At 38.6% G+C, this 20,515-nt stretch carries 17 protein-coding genes and 2 tRNA genes; all 19 read right to left on the minus strand.

Annotated features, from left to right (window positions below):
- Nucleotides 1-133: 133 nt before the first annotated feature.
- The 19 genes from asnS to K8P02_RS14915 all read right to left on the minus strand — a co-directional run bounded on the left by asnS (nucleotide 134) and on the right by K8P02_RS14915 (nucleotide 20,515).
- Nucleotides 134-1,537 carry an asparagine--tRNA ligase gene (gene asnS, locus K8P02_RS14825; RefSeq protein WP_044095542.1) on the minus strand — a complete coding sequence of 468 codons (1,404 nt, stop codon included), beginning with the start codon at nucleotides 1,535-1,537 and terminating at the stop codon, nucleotides 134-136.
- A gap of 24 nt (nucleotides 1,538-1,561) precedes the next feature.
- Nucleotides 1,562-3,019: a pseudouridine synthase gene (locus K8P02_RS14830; protein ID WP_122202270.1), complete on the minus strand. Its 1,458-nt coding sequence runs from the start codon at nucleotides 3,017-3,019 to the stop codon at nucleotides 1,562-1,564.
- Between the two features lie 58 nt (nucleotides 3,020-3,077).
- On the minus strand, nucleotides 3,078-4,424 hold the full coding sequence (gene purB, locus K8P02_RS14835; RefSeq protein WP_223381455.1) for an adenylosuccinate lyase: 1,347 nt from the start codon (nucleotides 4,422-4,424) through the stop codon (nucleotides 3,078-3,080).
- Nucleotides 4,425-4,572: 148 nt separating this feature from the next.
- Nucleotides 4,573-4,647: transfer RNA gene (locus tag K8P02_RS14840), tRNA-Val, on the minus strand.
- A 33-nt stretch (nucleotides 4,648-4,680) separates the two neighbouring features.
- Nucleotides 4,681-4,755 (minus strand) — tRNA-Val (locus K8P02_RS14845).
- Nucleotides 4,756-4,858: 103 nt separating this feature from the next.
- The gene (locus K8P02_RS14850) at nucleotides 4,859-5,782 is read right to left on the minus strand and encodes an N-acetylmuramoyl-L-alanine amidase (protein WP_223381457.1); all 924 of its coding nucleotides are present in this window, start codon (nucleotides 5,780-5,782) and stop codon (nucleotides 4,859-4,861) included.
- An 18-nt stretch (nucleotides 5,783-5,800) separates the two neighbouring features.
- Entirely contained in the window at nucleotides 5,801-6,151 is a 351-nt protein-coding gene (locus tag K8P02_RS14855) for a hypothetical protein (protein WP_025868321.1), read from the minus strand.
- 9 nt (nucleotides 6,152-6,160) lie between these two features.
- The gene (locus K8P02_RS14860; protein ID WP_002562292.1) at nucleotides 6,161-6,640 is read right to left on the minus strand and encodes an HU family DNA-binding protein; all 480 of its coding nucleotides are present in this window, start codon (nucleotides 6,638-6,640) and stop codon (nucleotides 6,161-6,163) included.
- A 951-nt stretch (nucleotides 6,641-7,591) separates the two neighbouring features.
- Complete coding sequence (locus tag K8P02_RS14865) at nucleotides 7,592-9,532, minus strand: polysaccharide biosynthesis protein (protein ID WP_007484446.1); 1,941 nt, start codon at nucleotides 9,530-9,532, stop codon at nucleotides 7,592-7,594.
- A gap of 366 nt (nucleotides 9,533-9,898) precedes the next feature.
- Complete coding sequence (locus K8P02_RS14870) at nucleotides 9,899-10,456, minus strand: IS66 family transposase (RefSeq protein WP_223381473.1); 558 nt, start codon at nucleotides 10,454-10,456, stop codon at nucleotides 9,899-9,901.
- A gap of 204 nt (nucleotides 10,457-10,660) precedes the next feature.
- On the minus strand, nucleotides 10,661-11,947 hold the full coding sequence (locus K8P02_RS14875) for a DegT/DnrJ/EryC1/StrS family aminotransferase (RefSeq protein WP_025868308.1): 1,287 nt from the start codon (nucleotides 11,945-11,947) through the stop codon (nucleotides 10,661-10,663).
- Between the two features lie 168 nt (nucleotides 11,948-12,115).
- Nucleotides 12,116-12,949, minus strand: a complete 834-nt coding sequence (locus tag K8P02_RS14880; protein ID WP_025868307.1) for a type 2 periplasmic-binding domain-containing protein — start codon at nucleotides 12,947-12,949, stop codon at nucleotides 12,116-12,118.
- 41 nt (nucleotides 12,950-12,990) lie between these two features.
- The gene (locus K8P02_RS14885) at nucleotides 12,991-13,644 is read right to left on the minus strand and encodes a sugar transferase (protein ID WP_025868306.1); all 654 of its coding nucleotides are present in this window, start codon (nucleotides 13,642-13,644) and stop codon (nucleotides 12,991-12,993) included.
- Nucleotides 13,645-14,397: 753 nt separating this feature from the next.
- The gene (locus K8P02_RS14890; protein ID WP_223381481.1) at nucleotides 14,398-15,639 is read right to left on the minus strand and encodes a Coenzyme F420 hydrogenase/dehydrogenase, beta subunit C-terminal domain; all 1,242 of its coding nucleotides are present in this window, start codon (nucleotides 15,637-15,639) and stop codon (nucleotides 14,398-14,400) included.
- Nucleotides 15,629-16,762, minus strand: coding sequence for a polysaccharide pyruvyl transferase family protein (locus tag K8P02_RS14895; RefSeq protein ID WP_155921497.1), 1,134 nt, complete (start codon nucleotides 16,760-16,762; stop codon nucleotides 15,629-15,631). The genes K8P02_RS14890 and K8P02_RS14895 overlap by 11 nt, the downstream gene beginning before the upstream one ends.
- A gap of 4 nt (nucleotides 16,763-16,766) precedes the next feature.
- On the minus strand, nucleotides 16,767-17,594 hold the full coding sequence (locus K8P02_RS14900) for a glycosyltransferase (RefSeq protein WP_223381483.1): 828 nt from the start codon (nucleotides 17,592-17,594) through the stop codon (nucleotides 16,767-16,769).
- Nucleotides 17,578-18,138, minus strand: a complete 561-nt coding sequence (locus K8P02_RS14905; protein ID WP_025868178.1) for a CatB-related O-acetyltransferase — start codon at nucleotides 18,136-18,138, stop codon at nucleotides 17,578-17,580. Before K8P02_RS14905 ends, K8P02_RS14900 begins: the two co-directional genes overlap by 17 nt.
- Complete coding sequence (locus tag K8P02_RS14910) at nucleotides 18,128-19,294, minus strand: hypothetical protein (protein ID WP_025868179.1); 1,167 nt, start codon at nucleotides 19,292-19,294, stop codon at nucleotides 18,128-18,130. The genes K8P02_RS14905 and K8P02_RS14910 overlap by 11 nt, the downstream gene beginning before the upstream one ends.
- 3 nt (nucleotides 19,295-19,297) lie before the next feature.
- Nucleotides 19,298-20,515: a glycosyltransferase family 4 protein gene (locus K8P02_RS14915; protein WP_025868180.1), complete on the minus strand. Its 1,218-nt coding sequence runs from the start codon at nucleotides 20,513-20,515 to the stop codon at nucleotides 19,298-19,300.

Raw genomic sequence — 20,515 nt, forward strand, 5'->3', positions numbered from 1 at the left:
TTTTTAGTTAATACTTTCAAGGCCTGTCGCTTACAAATATAAAAAAATCTTTTGAGAATCAAACAAATGTAAAGCAATAAAAAAGGCTTGTACCTTAAAAAGATACAAGCCCCTCTATTGAGAAACTGTTTTATTAGAATTCAGCGTTACGCGGTGTACGCGGGAACGGAATAACATCACGTATATTAGCCATACCTGTCACAAAGAGCAACAGGCGCTCAAAGCCAAGTCCGAAACCTGAATGAGGACAAGTACCAAATTTACGCGTATCCAGATACCACCACATATCTTTCATCGGGATATGAAGTTCCTCGATACGGGTAACTAACTTATCATAATCAGACTCACGCTCTGACCCTCCGATAATTTCACCAATCTTCGGGAACAACACATCCATAGCACGTACTGTCTTTCCATCTTCATTCTGCTTCATATAGAAAGCTTTGATTTCCTTCGGATAATCAGTCAGAATTACGGGACGTTTGAAATGTTCTTCCACCAAATAACGTTCGTGCTCAGAGGCCAAATCAACTCCCCAATAAACAGGGAATTCAAACTTATGCCCTTTAGCTACGGCATCTTCCAGAATCTTAATACCGTCTGTATAAGGCAAACGTACAAAATCTTCTTTCAACACGCCTTGCAAACGCTCTATCAAGCCCTTATCAAACATGTCGTTCAAGAACTTCACATCATCGGCGCAATTGTCCAAAGCCCATTGCACGCAGTATTTTATAAACTCTTCGGCCAGATTCATGTTATCTGTGATATCATTGAACGCCACTTCCGGTTCAATCATCCAGAACTCAGCAAGATGACGAGGCGTATTCGAGTTTTCTGCGCGAAATGTCGGTCCAAATGTATAAATAGCCCCCAAAGCAGTTGCAGCTAACTCACCTTCCAACTGTCCCGAGACAGTCAGGCTCGCTTGTTTTCCAAAGAAATCGTCATCATAAATGATAGAACCGGTTTCATCCTTCTTCAGATCATATAAGTTCTTGGTAGTAACCTGAAACATTTGGCCTGCTCCTTCACAATCCGAAGCCGTAATAATCGGCGTATGGAAATAGAAAAATCCTCTCTCATGGAAAAACTGATGAATAGCTATCGCCATGTTATGACGAATGCGGAACACTGCACCAAACGTGTTAGTGCGGGGGCGCAAATGTGCTATTTCACGAAGGAACTCCATTGAATGTCCCTTCTTCTGCAACGGATATGTATTATCACAAGTACCCAGCACCTCTATTTCACGAGCTTGCACCTCAACTTTCTGCCCCGAGCCTACCGACTCAACCATCACCCCATTTACACTTACACAAGCGCCTGTAGTGATCAGTTTCAGCATTTCCTCATCAAAGTTAGCCAGGTCAACTACTACCTGTACGTTATTTATTGTAGAACCGTCATTCAGTGCGATAAAGTTTACTTGTTTGCTACCTCTACGGGTACGAACCCATCCTTTCACATTGACCATAGCGCCAAAGTCTTCGCGCTTCATCAGGTCGACAATTTTTGTTCTACTAATCTTTTCCATAACTATTGTATATACATTATTATATTATTCAAAAGATCCCATGCGCAGGAAATTTACTTCCTGTTCTGTCAGATAACGCCATTCACCACGACGCAACCCTTTTTTAGTAAGACCGGCAAAGAATACGCGATCCAGTTTTACCACTTTATAGCCCAGTGATTCAAAAATACGACGAACAATACGGTTCTTTCCGGAATGGATTTCAATACCCACCTGATCACGTTTAATATCGTCGGCATAACTGATTGCGTCTGCATGGATTTCACCATCTTCCAGTTCAACACCGGCAGCAATTTGATCCATATCCGCTTTTGTCAGATTCTTATCCAGATAAACATGGTAGATTTTCTTCTTCAAGAACTTAGGATGCGTCAGCTTAGAAGCCAGATCGCCATCATTCGTCAGCAACAACACACCAGTGGTATTACGGTCCAGACGTCCTACCGGATAGATACGTTCGCTACAAGCTCCTTTCACAAGATCCATTACAGTAAGACGCGCCTGAGGATCATCAGAAGTAGTCACACAATCTTTCGGCTTATTCAGCAGCACATACACCTTACGTTCAATGCTTACCGTTTCATCATGGAACTTCACGACATCAGCACGTTTGATCTTAGTACCCAATTCCGTTACCACTTCACCATTCACCGAAACAACGCCGGCTGTGATAAATTCATCGGCTTCACGACGTGAACAAACACCTGCATTAGCCAGGAATTTATTCAAACGAATCGGTTCATTCGGATCAACAAACTGTTCCTTATACTCTATCTGTTTCTTCTTACTATATTTCGCATTGGGATCATAGTCACCTGTACGACGCTGCGGACGGGCAAATCCTTGCGGACGGCCTTCGCCTCCATTATTAAAGCGCGGACGATACGGACGGTCACCACCTTCGCGATTATAAGAAGGACGTTGCGGACGGTCGCCATAAGAACGCTGTGGACGGTCGCCACCCTCGTTGTTATTGTTAAAACGCGGACGATACGGACGGTCACCACCTTCACGATTATAAGAAGGACGCTGCGGACGGTCGCCATAAGAACGCTGTGGACGGTCGCCACCTTCGTTGTTATTGTTAAAACGCGGACGATACGGACGGTCACCGCCATCGCGATTGTTATTATATGAAGGGCGTTGCGGACGGTCACCATAAGCAGGACGATCACCATAGGAGCGCTGCGGACGGTCACCACCCTCGTTGTTATTGTTAAAACGCGGACGATACGGGCGATCACCGCCTTCACGATTATAAGAAGGACGTTGCGGACGGTCACCATAAGAACGTTGCGGGCGGTCGCTGCCTTCACCATTAGAATTGAATCTTGGACGATACGGACGATCGCCACCTTCACGATTGTTGTAAGAAGGGCGATTATATCCACCTTCTCTGTTGTAAGATCTGTTACCATCACGGCCGGCGCCTGTGTTCTCTTCATTAGAGTTGTCACGCCATTCTTCGTTTTCTGTACTCATTACTTTATTCGAATAAAAATTAAACATAGGCCTCACGGCCGGTATTTCAGAGTTTTTTTTAGAGTCCCGTATATGTATGCGGAGTTATCACTCTTAATTCTTTCTTTATATCTTCACTAACATTCAGCCCTTCGATAAACTCTTTAATAGAGCTTTCCGTTATTGCCTGATTAGTTCTTGTCAGCGCTTTCAGTGCCTCATACGGGTGCGGATAAGCTTCACGGCGCAATATTGTCTGAATAGCCTCAGCAACCACACTCCAGCAATTATCCAGATCGCGGTAAATAGCCGGCTCGTTCAGCAACAATTTACGCAATCCCTTCAGAGAACTTTGAATAGCGATAATAATATGCCCGAACGGCACACCCACATTACGCAACACAGTAGAATCTGTCAGGTCACGCTGCAAACGGGATACCGGCAATTTCACTGCCAAGTGCTCAAGAATGGCATTTGCTATTCCAAGATTACCTTCAGCATTTTCAAAATCTATTGGATTCACTTTATGCGGCATCGCACTTGAACCTACTTCACCAGCTTTTATCTTCTGCTTAAAGTACTCCATAGAGATATACTGCCAGAAGTCGCGGTTCATATCAATCATTACCGTATTAATACGCTTCATTGCGTCAAAGATAGCCGACAAATTATCATAATTTGATATCTGGGTAGTATACTCTTCACGCTCCAGGCCTAATTTTTCTGCAACAAAACGATTACCAAACGCCTTCCAGTCATACTCCGGATAAGCTACGCGGTGCGCATTATAGTTACCGGTTGCTCCACCAAACTTTGCAGTTACGGGAGCTGCTTTCAACGCCGCCAACTGACGTTCCAAACGATACACAAATACCATCACCTCTTTACCCAAACGGGTTGGAGATGCAGGTTGTCCATGTGTCTTGGCAAGCATCGGAATAGCGTCCCATTCTGTAGCATACGTTTTCAACTGAGCTATCAGTTCTTCGATCTGCGGGTAATACACCTGCTCCAATGCCTCTTTTATCGAAAGAGGGATAGAGGTGTTATTAATATCTTGTGAAGTCAGGCCGAAATGAATAAACTCCTTGTAGTCATCCAATCCGCCCAATTTATCAAATTCTTCTTTCAAAAAATATTCTACTGCTTTCACATCGTGATTAGTAACACTCTCTATATCTTTGATACGCTGAGCATCTGCTTCAGAGAAGTTACGATAGATAGCACGTAAGGCTTCAAATACACTTTTGTCGATTCCTTTAAGTTGCGGTAATGGTAGTTCGCATAGAGTAATGAAGTATTCCACCTCTACCTGCACGCGGTATTTTATCAGTGCAAATTCAGAAAAATAGGTAGCTAAAGCTTCAGCTTTACCTCTGTATCGGCCGTCAATAGGAGAAATGGCCGTTAATAAATCAAGTTTCATATGTCGTTCGGATAATTATCAGGTTGCAAAATTAACTCTTTTTCCTGATTTATAATGCATAAAGGGGGTAGAAAGTTTATATAAAAGAGGTAAGAAAACAAAAAATGCTTCGCGAACTTCACGAAGCATTTTTAATTTCCTAATTCTGTGGGCGCTGAGGGATTCGAACCCCCGACCCTCTGGGTGTAAACCAGATGCTCTGAACCAGCTGAGCTAAGCGCCCTTTTATCAAGCGGAAGTGTTTCGTTTTTAAATGTGGGCGCTGAGGGATTCGAACCCCCGACCCTCTGGGTGTAAACCAGATGCTCTGAACCAGCTGAGCTAAGCGCCCGTACACTTCCGTTTCAAAAGCGATGCAAAGGTACAGTTTATTTTGAGAATACCAAAACTTTCGATAATTATTTTTTCACTTTTTTATTTCAAAAGAAACGAAGTCACTGATTATCAACAACAAAAAACTTTCTAAAAAATAAGATACATATCACCAGAAATCCGGCTATCACTACAAACGCCCATACCCCTCCTATCTGCCTCCTCTGTTTTTTCTCCCGTTCATCCACTTTTATCAACGATTTACCAACCGCAAAAGAAGAATCGGCTTTCACAAAAGAATGTTCCGCACATCCTTTCTGCAGTTGCATCCTTCCTCTATCAACCACCTTTTTAGTAACAGAAAAAGACTTTCTTTGCACTGCTCTTCCATTCTCATGGCCTACTCCTATAGTATCTGCTTTCCAGATGAAGACAGTTTCTTCTATATGCTCATCGGCCTGCCTGTTATTTTCCCATTCCGTTTTTCGTACGTTATCCACTTTTTCATAATGCCCTTTTGCAGTAACAGAGTCTATTTCCACATTCCGTTCCATCCGGAAATGAGAACTGCCACATGCCGACAAGAAAAGCAAAATCACCCCTATCAACAACCATTTCTTAACATCAAAGCAGGGGCATGCCTTTATAAACTCATCCGGTTCTATCCTCCCATCTCCATTCAGGTCCGGCGAAGTATCCCGATGCCCCATCACCGTCACTATCCCATAACGTTGTTTCAGTTCTTCGATAAGCCGTTTCAACGTTTCTTTCTGCGCCCTGGTTCGTGTATCAGCCGGATGTCTCCCGGCGTCCAACCCACCAATATAGCAGATACCAATACTTCGCTCATTCCATCCGATACAATGAGCCCCCATCCGTGCAACCTCTCTCCCGGGTTCCACACTTCCATCCAACCGTACCACATAGTGATATCCTATTTCGTTCATCCCCCGGGCACGATGCCAACAATCTATATCTTTAGCGCTGAAATCCATTCCCGCCTGCGTAGCCGAACAATGAATTATAATCGAATCGATTTTCCTCATAATACTTATTTTTTAAGATTAATAATCCGACGGAGGAATACGTTTTCCACACCCTCTTATCTCACATTTCTTTATTTCCGACTCCTTCTGTGCCAATTCTACTTCATGGCAACGGATCATCCACCCCATTTTATCTTCCTGCTCCTTCCGTAGTTCAGCATAAAGTCCGTCAATCTTCCCATCGCGCTGTTCCAGGCGCTCTTCAAGCCAATCCACCTTCTTTCTGCGATTCTCCTCCTCTATACAACTCACTGATGCCTCCTCCTTCCGGGCATCCATTTTTCGGTAAGTAACCAATCGCACGAGCCATTTAATGGCCTCCAGCCCGCCAATGGCAGTGATGAAGGCCATAATTGTTGTCAATGACACCTAACTTAGTTATACAGAAGGGTCCTCTCCTTCCCCTTCTCCTCCGGAAGGAGTACCGGAGCCGTCATCATTGATTCTATCCAAATCTTTAAACGCCAATCCATCGGTGCGGGTAGAGGATGCTCCTGCATTAATACGTATATCCCTATTCGCACGAAAACAGATACGCAATCCTGTAATGTCACTTGCCGAAAAATCCTCCGGCTTATCGGTTCCTTTACTTTGCGCCGACAGGTAAAAATAACCTATCCCGTCGATATTAACTGAACGTCCAGTCAGAAGAGTCTTACGCAGTAGTGTCCGAAAATCTTTCAGTACACTGATCGTCTCACCTTCACTCACACCCGAGTTTCCACTGATTTCCTGCGCCACCTCCTTTAGTGTTGCCGAGGTGTCATACTTATAAGAAATAATAGGATACGTTCTTTTAACTGAACTTTTATCTGTCGGATCACTAAACCGTAAAATTCTTTTAAATCTAATTGCCATAATCTTTTTTTTAAATAAATACTAATGTTATTACTTCGCTAACGTTAACATTGCAAAGATGCGACATTCACATCAGAGACAAAAAGACAGGTTACAGCATCCTCTTAATACGATTTAATATATAAAAAGAGACAATTACAGGACAAGAAAGAGAGAAAGGGAAGGTAATAAAAGAGTTATTTCTATTTCCCGGCAAGTAAGCATAACCTAAAACTACATTAAAAACCAGAATCCCCCAAAAAGTCAGAATCGCACATTTACAACTCCGGCCTTTTTTATATTTAGTGTAAGTTTCAATATCACAAAATAAAGATAGCCAAACTCCTCCGTAAAACAGAGAAATCTGGCTATTGATAGCTACATTTGAGATGAAAAGAATGTAGCATCATATTCAAAAAGGACGCATTGAATTCTAAATAAAAGCCCTCCTTATAAATAAACCACGCCTGATTTAAAAGGAGGGCTACACAAACAAACAATAATATTAAGCAGGATTATCATGATTCACATCAGAATAATCCGGCACTCCTTACTCTATCTTAATCTTTAGAGTAAGGAAGAAAGCATTGGACGAATCCAATGTTTGGGGTTATACAATCGTCTTCTGTTTCCAGACAAAATAGGGAATACAAAAGAACAAGAAAAGTCCCTTTAACAAGTTCAAAAAAGTCCTCATCAAAAGCTTATTTTTTTTATAAGGATATCTAACAAATATTTATCTGTCCCATACTCTTAATTCGAAAAATAACGATTAAGAATTTCATGTTCTATCAGTCTTCTGCGCCTTCGTTGTTTGATTTCATCAGGGGGAAGATGATCATTACTAAAGCATACAACTGAATGACCCATTCCATAAAAGACCGAGCCTTTCATCCTTGCCCTGCAATAAGACTTTTTGAAAGCGACCCCTCATATGAGCCATACGACACATATTAATTGAACACCTACAAATCAATTCAGATAAACCTCCGCATTCTCTCTATCCAATTTCTCATACACAGAATTATTCGACTTAAACTCAGGCACCACCTGTTTCATCAATCTTACCGTATCTTCAATCTTCACCGCAAGTGCCAACTCAGCCAGTTTATCATAAGAGGCAAGTACCTCATCCCATTTGTATTCCCTCACTTTGGCTATACGTATTTTGTAATGATCCGTCGGAACCGTATTCTCCTCATTACTCAAAACCTCTTCATAAAGCTTCTCACCGGGACGCAAACCGGTAAACTTTATTTTAATATCTTCACCCGGAATGTATCCTGCAAGACGGATCATTTTCTCTGCCAAGTCTACAATCTTCACCGGCTCGCCCATATCGAAAACAAATATCTGATTGCCGGTACTCATTGTGGCTGCCTCCATTACCAAACGGCAAGCCTCGGGAATAGTCATAAAGAAACGGGTAATCCCGGGATCGGTGACGGTCACAGGTCCGCCTTCCTGTATCTGTTTTCTAAAATATGGAATCACACTGCCATTACTGCCAAGTACATTCCCAAAACGGGTAGTTACAAACTTCGTTTTTCCTTTCACCTGGCCATGTTCCATAGCAAGCCCTAAACTTTGTACATAAATCTCAGCCAGACGTTTGGAAGCTCCCATCACATTGGTTGGATTGACGGCCTTATCGGTGGAAATCATCACCATCTTCTCAACGCAATATTGTACACAGAAGTCGGCAACCAGGCGGGAACCAACCACATTGACCCGGACCGCTTCACAAGGATTCTCTTCCATCAAAGGGACATGTTTGTAGGCAGCCGCATGAAATACGACTTGTGGACGGAACCTCTCAAAAGCCATCTGAAGACGTTCTTTCTGACGGACATCACCAATGAAAGGAACAAATGTCAATTCGGGGAAAAAGCGTTCTAATTCCAGACGGAGTTCGTGCATGGGAGTCTCTGCATTATCAAAAAGAACCAATTGCTTAATTCCGAAGGTAGCCAACTGGCGGCATAATTCACTACCGATACTACCGGCAGCTCCTGTCACCAGAATGGTTTTACCCGTAAAATTCTTAATAATTTCCAGCATGTTGATCTCGATCTCATCACGCCCCAATAAATCCTCTATCCGAATTTCTCTGATGACAGTTTTCTTCAAACCATCCCCCAAAACATCGATAGGCGGAGAAACGTAGTTTTTCACATTATTATCCTGACAGAATTTCACCAAATGCCCCTGTTCCTTCTGAGCCTCTTCATACGAGGGAAAAATAATGCCATTAATATTGTACTTTTCTACAAAGCATACAAAGTTGGATTCATCTGCAAAATAATAGACCGGTGACTCTGACAAAGAGTAGGATTTGAGATTTTTATCCGGATTCACAAAACCGACTACATGAAAATGCTTACTCGTGTACATCCGTTTCTTGAGCGCAACGCTTTTATCACCGGTACCATATACCAACACTCTTGCTTTTCTGGAAGTAAACTGCAACACAGCAATATCATAGATCAAGATAAGCACTACGCGGGCACCCACTAAGATCCCTGTAGTTGTCAACAAATCGATAAAACAGCATACATACAGATACTTCTCCGGTAACCATGAACCGGTCAGAATGGCAACAATCAACAACGATAATTCTTTCAGCAGGATGGCTGTCTCAATTTTACCAACACTCTTTATCGATGCATGACGTATAATGTTTCTGCTGACTCTCAGAAAATGAAAAATAAGAAAACTGATGATACCCGAACAAACCGAGATGGTTATGATAACGTCTTTTTCAATATTAGTGATAAAACTATTAACAAAAAGCAGAGTGATACATGTACCTGCAACAGATAACACGGTATCGGTAAACAAAACAGCCCGATAATTTACAAATCTCTTCTTTACAGACAGATTATCAAAAATCTTAGAAATAATACTTTTCACAATATTTTTTTTATGTTAGCGTCCAATTTTGACGTATCCCATAAGGAAAGCTGCCAGAAGTCAGCTGTCCATTAAATAAATTCAAAAAAGGAGTTGGTTTGTAAAGTTTATTATTACTCAATCCGATAGTCATTGGAAGAAAATTCTGATGGCAAGCCTTAATCTGTTCGGAGCTTAACTTGCCTTTTTCATATTCGGCTCCCAACCGGTAAGGTTCTCCAAAAGCATCCAGAAAGAAATCAGCACCTTTATCCCCCCCCTGCTCTGAAGTATACTTGAATTTTGCCCAAGCATGAGTCAGACAGTAAAATGTTCGGTATCTATCAGTTTGTCATCCAAATACATATAGACATTGTACCCATCAAACTACAGTGCCTTGAGTTGGCTTTCTCCAAAGATATGACGTAAAACATCCCTATCTCTTGAGCCCTCCTCATAACAGTAGATGACCACCTTGGCAACCTTGTTCACCAGACACCAGATATACTTTTTATAGTTGTCTTCCACCTTTACCCGGTACCAGATTTCATCACAGTTTACTATTGAATCTTTCTCAAGAAAGTTATCTTTCAGTATCTTTATCAACCTGGAGCCTTTCTCAAGCCAGTTGGTCAGCGTCATACGGCTGCCCCGCATCCGTTCATCCATCATACCTACCAGTTCACAATAAAGAGGAGTGTCAAGCACATACTTGTTGAAAGCAAGTATCTTGTAACGGATAAACTCGTATTCGTGCTCCACGATGCTGCTGATCTGTTTATAGGAACATCTGTGCAGCACTTTTATTATCGTAGCATCCTCAGGTAATCTGTCCTCCAACTTCTCCACGAGCTGTATCAAACCTGCGTGGCTCAAATTGCGTTGCTGGATGTGAACGCCATTGCTCATACAAGTCGCTTTAACAAATTCAAAAAAAGTCCTCATTAAAAGCTTATTTTTATACCCATCGGCAGGATTAAAACCTTAAAAAGATCATCTTTGAAAATTTGTATATATTGTTACCATTTGATAATTTAATGACATTTGTCTTTTTGGCGAGAAACAACAGTTCCATTTCTTCGAAGTGTATCTTTTAATGATGGTGGATGTTTTACATTAATCATCATCAATCACCCATCACTATCTTTATTATCGTACAATCGCCTCCTTGATACTCTCCACGATGTACCTCACATCATCGTCTGTCACATACGGACCTGCTGGCAGACAGAAACCTACCTTAAAGAGTTCTTCCTCTATACCATTGGTATATACAGGAGCATCTGCATATACTGGCTGCTTGTGCATTGGTTTCCATACAGGACGACATTCAATTTTCCTGCTGAGCATAAATACACGCAACGCCTCCACGTTCTCATTCGGTTGGCAATCCGTTATGGCGGAATCCACAGCATGGATAACACCAGCAGCACCACCTACTGCTGCCTTAATAACTTCCTTGTAAGCATTTTCTTGACCTTGTATCTTCACATCAGCATCCAAGGTGGCAGCACAAAGCCAAAAGTTGGCATCATAGCGAAGATCTGTTGGCTGCTTGTGGATGTGTACGCCCGGCACATCCGCAAGCAGTTTCTCGTACAACGCCTGTACATGCTTGTGGTGAACAATATGATCATCAAGAACAGTCATCTGACCGCGACCAATACCTGCACACACATTACTCATACGATAATTGTAGCCGATTGCCGTATGCTGATAATAAGGATAAGCATCACGCGCCTGAGTAGCATACCACATCACTTCGTTGGCATCCTCTGCATTGCGACAGATAAGTGCACCACCACCAGAAGTGGTAATCATCTTATTGCCGTTAAACGAGAACACGCCATACTTGCCGAATGTGCCGAGTACCTGCCCGTCGAAGCGTGAGCCCATTCCTTCAGCAGCATCCTCTACCACAGGAATACCATATTTGTCGGCAATCACCATAATCTCATCGATACGATAAGGCATACCATAAAGAGCTACTGGTACAATTGCCTTCGGATATTTTCCAGTTTTTTCCTTGCGGTCGAGGATGGCCTTCTCCAACAAAGCCGGATCGATGTTCCATGTCTCACTCTCCGAACCAATAAACACAGGCTTTGCATCCAAATAGGTGGTAGGGTGGCTTGAAGCGCAGAATGTGAAACTCTGTACCAGCACCTCATCACCAGCCTTCACATCACACCCTATCAATGCCAAGTGTACGGCTGCCGTACCTGCCGAGAGACAAACCACCTTTCTGTCAAGAGGTTCTGTTCCGTCACTTTTACTGTTGACATATGACTCCAAGTCCATCTCAAATGCGTTTACATTAGGCCCCATCGGCACTACCCAGTTGGTATCAAATGCCTCCTTCACGTATTTCTGTTCCAAACCAGCCTCACTCATGTGGGCAAGACATAGATAAATTGTTTTTCTTTCTTCTGGCATAGTTTATTATGTGTTTAAATATTCTTTAATATCCAACCAAATCGTATTTCATCTTGGTATGGACAATGGTACTTTCTAATGCCGAATATCTCGGAAGCTTTCTATATACATTTTACACCTTTTATAAAAACAGTCTGTTTGCTTTTCTATTAAGAGACGTATTCTATTTCATGTTTCTTGTCCAACAGAGAGCATATCTTCACACAACTCCAATATAACAGACTTCAACAGTTCTAACAAATCTACATCTTCTCTAAGCAGATATTTTACATTCGATTTTAAAATATCTCCACTCCATTCTTTCGACGGAATGAAACTCCTAATATTAGAATGGGTATATGAGGAACGAATGTTATATAGGAATAAAGCAATTTTCTTCATCTTTACATTCAAATCTTCCTTCTGCCATTTTTCCCATCTGACATCAATATCAGTTTTTTTATAATCCGTCTTACGGTTTTCTGACAAAATAAGTATTGCATCCACGAATTTCTGCTTTAATGCAAGAGATATTCTGGACTCAAAGACTTCCTTAAAATTCTTTGAAAGCCCATATTGTTCAATATGTTTGTCACATAAAGCAAGAACCTCTGACTTTGTAGTATTTTCTGTGCTTATGTTGGCATTCATAAAATCCTTTGGCGTCTTACAAGCATTTTTCTTAGCCATACTTGTATCTATGATTGATACATACATATAATATATCAATGCTTCAATGTCAAATTCACAACCTGAATAATCATGTCCTTTAAATCGAATATCATCATCAATAAATATCTTATCGTCTTTGACCCTCTTTCTCGGTTTGTTTATACTAACCAAAAATTCTTTGAAGTTCAACAAATGATCTAAGAAATCCAACATTTCCGTAATTCTTTGGATTCGTGCCTTTTTCTCTCCATCATCGCTTTGCTTGTAAAGCCGTAATATTTCAGAAGACAAAAGCCGTTCTATATCATTTTCTAAATCCGGAGTAACAACCTGTTTTGGTATTTTCCACATATTTGAATATCTATGAACATTTCCCAAAGTGTATGATATAACTATACTTCCTCCCCTACAAACTTCACCTTGAATCCTAATATCGTCGCAAATATTATTTCAATATCTTTCCAAAACGAGTAGTGACGATAGTAATAGCAATTCAAACGTACCTTATCTGGATAGATTACCTTGTCATTGTATTCTATCGCTATTTCTTGTATGGAACGTGTATCTCCATTTGTCTGTTTCTTTACTACATATTCCAAAATCATTTCATCTTCCAAACGATACTTCAATGTAGCTGGTCCCGTAATGCCTGGACGCAGTTTTAATACATCACGATCATCTCCTTGAAGTTTGTCGGCATATCCTGGAACATCGGGACGGGGACCGACAAACGACATATTGCCAATCAGTACATCCCACAACTCAGGTAACTCGTCCAGCTTATAGTGGCGAAGAGTAGCACCAAACGAAGTAATGCGCGAATCACCAGCAACCGATACTGTCGAACCATTATGATTAATGGTCATCGTACGGAACTTATGACAAGAGAACAGTTTACCCCCACGGCCCACACGCTTCTGCACGAAGAACACAGGACCTCCAGGCATCTTTACCTTTATCATAATAGCTACTACAAGTAATACAGGCCACAAAAACAGCAGACCAATCAATGCGACCAAACGATCAAAAATCCATTTCTGTATCATATCATTTTCTTTAATTTTTTCAAACATTATATTTCATTCTGACTCTCTCATCTATATCTCCAGTTTGAAGTGATTGAATGGCATGATAAGTGTGCCAATGAGATCGAAATGCATCATACAGAACTTTCGGTAAACGCTCAAATTATGGCATCCTTTTGAAAGGGCACTTTACTATGTCCTAAACTGAGTTATGCCAAATAATACGTTTTGAATTCAACATTGACTTGCAGTCAAAGCTATTTAATCAGGAACCATATTAACATAATCCCCTCACCCGTTAAAGATATTTTTGAAAACACTCTACTATGCTTGCAACACATATTGGTAAAATCACATACATAATAAAATGATTTAGACAGATAACACTCTGCATAAAACCTCCATTTTCTCTACTATTCAGACTAAATTCTAATAGTTTGCATTCTTTTGTCTCAAATGCAGACCTTACTTATACGAATATCAATTCAAATTCGGACAGGATTATCGGTACTACCCGATGCTTTCTGAGATTTGGTAACCAATTTGATCCCTACCTCATACTAATCAGTAGGGATACCAACAATTTTGATTACCTTTTTACGAGCATTCTTATACCATCTTAAAGATGTGATAAGGAATTTTGTTCTTAACACAGAATGATTGAAGCGATTTTCCACGAGACAAGATCTCGGTTTGGTACCGAGAGTAAAACCTCTCTAAATCTTCGCTGCTATACATAATTATGATTTTTTGTTCGCAACAAAAGAATTCCTTTCATTTTATAGCCCTAATTGGGTACTTACAAGTAAAATATATCAAATGTAATAATTTTCGAATTGGAAAGTACATTGTTTTAGGAAGGTGTTTAACTACTCCCTTAAGTGTTTTTTTAATTCTTATAGAAAAAGGAAGCATTGAGACATATTTTTCATGTACAGAACTCAAATTGTCACAATTAACGATACTCTCCAATAAAAATTTTCGCCTTTCGGTATTGAAGGTTAATGTCCGGCCATAAGATTGGGCAGAAATAATCTCATTAAAGTTAGCATCTTCAACAATAATTTTATCATTTATCGTATCAAAAATATTGGTTCCTAAAGGACTACCGATTAATACTGCCGAAACACCCTTGTCATTCAATTCGTATCTAGGTCCCCAAAAATCCCCAATACGTATATCAGAATAAGTCATTGTACTTCTGGCTTTACAATCATAACATGCCTCATTCATAATATCTGCACTGAAGAAAAGATCAAAAAATGGATCATCAATCTTCTTACTAGAATGAGATGAAGTTCCAGACTTAAAATCAATACAGTATTCATGCCAACCATATTTTTTTGTCCTAAAAAAAATTTCATCAAATACATTCTGACTGTAGGACTTCTTTACACTCGCAAGATTAGCTTTCCACAGATTCATTGAAGGGCATCCATGACAAAATATATCAACCAATAAATAATTATCAGGACTTTTTATATACTTTCTAGTTTTGGAAAAAGCATAGATTTGGCAAGGAGTACCAAACAAAGCATATTTCTGACTACTCTTGTCTTTAATAATCTCACTAAATCCATCAACTGTATAACTCTGAAAATATTTAGAACCATAAAACTTATCTAAATCATCTAGACTATCAGTAACTATAGAATGAGCATCTTCAGACTGTGGATTATACATGCAACCAAAAACACGATAGCCTCTAGTTATGCATTCTTCCATTAAAAGTCGCGATATCCCCCCACTACTTGATTTTAATAATTGGCTTTCATTTCTATTGGTCGCTGCAAAGCTACTAACAATTTCATCAGACATCTGAAAGCTATTATCATATTTATAACAGGACATCTTACAAATGCCGCATTCGACGCACTTTTCTTCATCAATTACAGGTCGATAAAAGCCCTCGTTATCCAATTGTAAAGATAATGCATCCTTTCCGCAAACGGATACACAAAGACCACAACTAGTGCAATTTCTGATGGAAGAATTATCTAAAACATTATTTTTCATTACTTTTTATATTAGCTATAGCATTCTGCAAATATCTATATGTCTTTACTCTTTCCGTCTCAAGGATCTTATCAACAGCCTCAAAATCGATATTATCCACAACTGATACAGGATTAACCTGTTGATATCTTTCCATTAGAGAGAATTGTGAAAGAAGAGAGGTTATACGAACAGATTGCTTTGTTGCAGTCCCATACATTCTTTCAAATATATAAAAAGGAGTATGAAGATTTAAAGAAAAAACTGTACCATGAAATGAATCTGTACAAACAAGACGTGCATTGAGAATTAAAGATACAAATTCCTTTGGTCCAGCACTCATTTGCTTATCAAAATAATCATTATCTTCAAATTCATATGGTATATTTATGATAGGACAATCTAACTCTTCTTGAAGTTCTTTCATCTTTGCTTTTGCAAACTCCGATGGTGTATCAAGAAAATAAGAAAGGATATAATTATCTTTCTTTTCAGTAATATTTAGAATATTCTTCCATTCTTCCCGACTTACACTTAATGTGGGATCAAGCAAATGGATTGACTCTCTACCCGTCAAATCTTTTATGAGTTTTATTCCACTGTCCTCTCTTACAGAAAGGTAGGGTATTTCATTTATCCATTTACTGATTTTTTTTACATTATATCGAGCAATCTTGTCACGACCAAAGCTAGGAGCAAATGCAATACGTTTATTCTCTGGCGCAAAACGAAGATAATAAATTGGATCCACATATAGTGCATCTGGTATCCATATTTGATCACTACCAGCCAAACACGCTACAGCTTCTTCCGCTGATTTTTGTAATTCTTTCCACGAAAGTTCCTGAGGCTTAAGATATTTATCATTAAACTCAAAATATTTTAAATCAGTTCCTTCAATAAACTTTTTTTTGTATGATGAAACAAACGGAGTCAACTTTTTAAAGTCACCAAGCGAAATAACACGGAAGAGTATTTTTAGTAGTTTCCCAACTCGAATATCTCTACCCTTAATTAAAGATTTTGGACGCACAAAATCACATTTATACCCTAGTTTTGATACAATATATTTACCTGCAAGTACTTGCAAACTTGTACCATAATTAAAACCTGTATGAGTCGTTGTTAAAACAATATGATTCATAAACTTATTTTCTTGCATATGTCTGGAATACCCAACCTCGCAACTTGTTTGGTAATGCTACTTGAACTATAAAACGAACAAGCACATTATACAAATAGTTTGGGAATGAAATCAAATTATGGTTAAGCATATACTTCTGCAAGCGAACTTCGCTATCGAAATACTTCTTACCGCCTCTCCGCTGATACATCTCCTCGCCAACTCGAACATTTACCAAATTATCTTGAATATTATAAAATTTATATCCTGCCAACGTCAGTCGAATCCAAAGATAATAGTCTTCCTCACAATACCAATCTTGATATCCCCCCACCTTCATCACATCACTTTTCTTCAACATTACAGTAACAAGATTCATCGGGCAACGACTCCTAAGGTACTCTTTTATATCAGCATCATTCTCAGGCACCATACGAGTACCAACTACATTCTCCGTCGTTTGAATAAATTCGTTAATAATACCACCAACCACACTAACCTCAGGATGCTCTTCAAATACTTTCAGCTGCTTCTCAAAACGATTAGGTACAGATAAGTCATCAGCATCCATCACTGCACAAAGATCATTTTTAGCTGCCTCTAGGCCGGTTTGTCGAGCTACAGCATGACCCATATTCTGAGCAAGAGGGATAACCTTCAAAATAGGAATAACTTTCTGAAGTTTTTTTATAGCCTCCATTAGGGGTTGAGGTATAGGACCATCTATAACAAGTACAATCTCGTCAGGAGGACAAGACTGCTTGAAAACGCTAAATACAGCTTCTGTGAAATCTGTCGGATCATCGTTTTTATAAACCGACATACAAACCGAAAAATTACTTACAAAACTCATCCTTCAAAGACATTAAGATATTTTTCGCAAAACGAGGTTTTTTTTGCCAATAATGAGAATCCTCTAAAAGGGTTATTTTTGATGCATCAAATCTCATTTTATAAAATCTTGCAGGAGTACCAAACCATATAGAGTAGGGTTGCACATCTTTTGTAACAAAAGAATTAGCTCCTATTACTGCCCCCCTGCCAATTTTTATCCCCTGTTTAATAATAGCACCTGCACCAATCCACACATCTTCCTCTATAATTGTTTGAACACCATAGTGCTGCTTTAAATTAAGATGGACACAAGTAGACATGTCTGAATAATTATGCTCCATACCTCCTATTTGAACACCTGGTGCTATAGAACAATAGTTACCTATTTTCGAATAGTTAATAACGCAATCTTTTCCAATATATGCATATTTTCCAACCGAACAATTACTCATAAAAACATTACCTTCTACAACCACACCAACACCAAATCGGTTCTTTCGAAAGAAATGCCACAATAATCGAGGAAAGCCAAGAAATGTCTTAATTAAAACTTTATATCTCATTCTTATAATAATTTACAACTGAAGAAAACGTTGACAATTTTTCCTTACTTAATATATAACGATATTTCTTTAAATTTGCAAATATTTCATTATAGGTAATATCATCGAAAAGTATATCTATTCCAGCATAATATGCTTGATTCATCACTGTAGAAAAACCACTTATAACATGATTTGTATTAGAAATAGAAGTTTCAATATTTACGTCTAGTGGATTTTCAATTTCAGATACTACCACATATTTTTTTAATAATGACATATTACTAGCTCTAGGATGGGGACGATAAAGAATGGAAAAACCATTTTGCTTAAGTATTTCCATGCAATTGACTATAGTTTTTAGCTGGTCCTCAGTATAAATTTGAAGATAATATTTATAATCTACAAACTGCTTACTATCAAAATATTTTTTGACATCAATCTTCAAGCTAGGAGGTAATTCAATAACAAATTGCTTTTCATCTGCATATAAATCAGTAAAAAGTTTAACATAATGCTCTCCCCATGCATAACATTTGTGAAATCTAAAATAGCCAGTACCTATGGTATAGAATTTCTCTCCATGCATTACATTAATATGCATAACATTATTTCTCTCACAATAATCAGTAAGCAATGAAGATGTAAATGAATACTCATCATGAACAATTATAGCTTTCGGAGAAAAGTGACTAATTGTATAACTATAACGAGCAACTTTAGCTACATTCTTAAATAAGAAATACGGGTAAAAGAAATACTCACAAATTAATTTGCAAACATAGTTCAAATCAGAAGGAGAAAGTTCAGAGCCTACAAACCAATAATCATTATTAATCTCATATTTCTTAGATAAGGATACAGGAATAATTTCTGTTAACCCCTTGAATTCTCCTATAGCATCTACTTTTCTTTTCGGAATTCGTTTATTAAAAAAATACTTCACAAAAGCATAAGGAATATAAATAATAATCAGAATAATTGCCAGCAAGTTCAGCAACAAAGTTCTTTGCCAATTAGAGAAAAACTCAATACAACAATACTGCTTAAACGACCTATCCCAATCACCTTTTGGCTTTCCTATATTTTCAATATATTTTTCTTGTTCTTCAGGAGGAATTTCAAATAAAGTTTTTCTCCCCCATTCAAACATTTCCATTATTTTAGATGTATTCATACTTTATAAATTCTTAATAACATTGAGGTATTTATCCGCCATGGCATCCAAAGAAAATTGTTTAGAATATTGAGAAATAAAATCTATATTCCACTCAATATGAGATGCATCAATTAATGCCTTCGCAAGAGATTTGGGAGATCTATCAAGAATCGTTAACATGACTTTATCATTATATACATCTGGAACTGATGACAAATCGGTATATGTAACATTGGGTTTTCCATATACAAATCCTTCAATAATACTTAAACCAAAACCTTCTTGAATACTAACCAAAATCGTTGCGTTAGATGAATAATAATAGTTATGAACCTCCTCTTTGGGTACAAAACCTGCAAGTAAAAGCTTTGAATTTAATTTTTTGCTATTAATAAAATGTGATAATTCTCCTTGATCTGCTTCATTTCCAACAAAAATCACCTTAATTCTCTTCTGTTCTTCTATAGGCAACATGCTATATGCTTTAGCAACCGCAATTTGGTTCTTATTTTTTGATATGTTCCCAACATAAACATAAAGAAAGTCAGAGTCATCAATATTATATTTTGATCTTATACTTTGGTTATTAGCTGACCTAACTATATTACATCCATTTGAAATCACATACCAATTTTGAGGAATGACGTCGCACTCACCGATAGTAGAAGCATTCTTACAATCTCCAGAACTTATAAAAGAAAGGGGGATTTTTTCAACAACAGCTTTCTTCAAGAAATCACGTTCATATTGTTTCAAAGAACCGCTTAAGTTTACACTATCACCAATACTATTTAATCCGTGAAGAGTGACGAGGCATTTTTTACCTATTTTTCTACAGACATCTAAAACGACCTCTGTCAATGGTGTACATCCATGAATATGAATAACATCATAATCGTTAATTATCTTAGATAAATATCCATTTAACAAATAAAAAAATAGAATCCTAAACCTCAAAAACAACCCAGGAACTGGATATTTATTAATAAACTTTAGACCTGATATAATATTGCCAAATCTAAAAGAAGATAAAAGAAGATACCAATTCCACCTCAATATTCTGAGATTGTCTCGAGAAACTCCCTCGGTCATAATGGTAGTGCAAAAAAGGTCAACTTGCTCTTTTTTTGCAATGTATTTTGCAATATCATAAACCATATATCCGAATCCTGTTCTATTTCTCGTAAACCGTGAATCATCATCTATGGTTACATGTGTAGTAACTTCAAGTATCTTCAT

It is taken from the genome of Bacteroides nordii (assembly GCF_019930665.1).
Taxonomy (GTDB): domain Bacteria; phylum Bacteroidota; class Bacteroidia; order Bacteroidales; family Bacteroidaceae; genus Bacteroides; species Bacteroides nordii.

Bases quoted from the DNA above. Each gene is read 5' to 3' on its own strand.
- K8P02_RS14900 (WP_223381483.1), bottom strand. From the start codon at position 17,594: ATGAGTTTTGTAAGTAATTTTTCGGTTTGTATGTCGGTTTATAAAAAC.
- K8P02_RS14890 (WP_223381481.1), bottom strand. From the start codon at position 15,639: ATGAAAAATAATGTTTTAGATAATTCTTCCATCAGAAATTGCACTAGT.
- K8P02_RS14895 (WP_155921497.1), bottom strand. From the start codon at position 16,762: ATGAATCATATTGTTTTAACAACGACTCATACAGGTTTTAATTATGGT.
- asnS (WP_044095542.1), bottom strand. From the start codon at position 1,537: ATGGAAAAGATTAGTAGAACAAAAATTGTCGACCTGATGAAGCGCGAA.
- K8P02_RS14870 (WP_223381473.1), bottom strand. From the start codon at position 10,456: ATGAGGACTTTTTTTGAATTTGTTAAAGCGACTTGTATGAGCAATGGC.
- K8P02_RS14860 (WP_002562292.1), bottom strand. From the start codon at position 6,640: ATGGCAATTAGATTTAAAAGAATTTTACGGTTTAGTGATCCGACAGAT.
- K8P02_RS14875 (WP_025868308.1), bottom strand. From the start codon at position 11,947: ATGCCAGAAGAAAGAAAAACAATTTATCTATGTCTTGCCCACATGAGT.
- K8P02_RS14915 (WP_025868180.1), bottom strand. From the start codon at position 20,515: ATGAAGATACTTGAAGTTACTACACATGTAACCATAGATGATGATTCA.
- K8P02_RS14830 (WP_122202270.1), bottom strand. From the start codon at position 3,019: ATGAGTACAGAAAACGAAGAATGGCGTGACAACTCTAATGAAGAGAAC.
- K8P02_RS14880 (WP_025868307.1), bottom strand. From the start codon at position 12,949: ATGTGGAAAATACCAAAACAGGTTGTTACTCCGGATTTAGAAAATGAT.
- K8P02_RS14910 (WP_025868179.1), bottom strand. From the start codon at position 19,294: ATGAATACATCTAAAATAATGGAAATGTTTGAATGGGGGAGAAAAACT.
- purB (WP_223381455.1), bottom strand. From the start codon at position 4,424: ATGAAACTTGATTTATTAACGGCCATTTCTCCTATTGACGGCCGATAC.
- K8P02_RS14885 (WP_025868306.1), bottom strand. From the start codon at position 13,644: ATGATACAGAAATGGATTTTTGATCGTTTGGTCGCATTGATTGGTCTG.
- K8P02_RS14905 (WP_025868178.1), bottom strand. From the start codon at position 18,138: ATGAGATATAAAGTTTTAATTAAGACATTTCTTGGCTTTCCTCGATTA.
- K8P02_RS14850 (WP_223381457.1), bottom strand. From the start codon at position 5,782: ATGAGGAAAATCGATTCGATTATAATTCATTGTTCGGCTACGCAGGCG.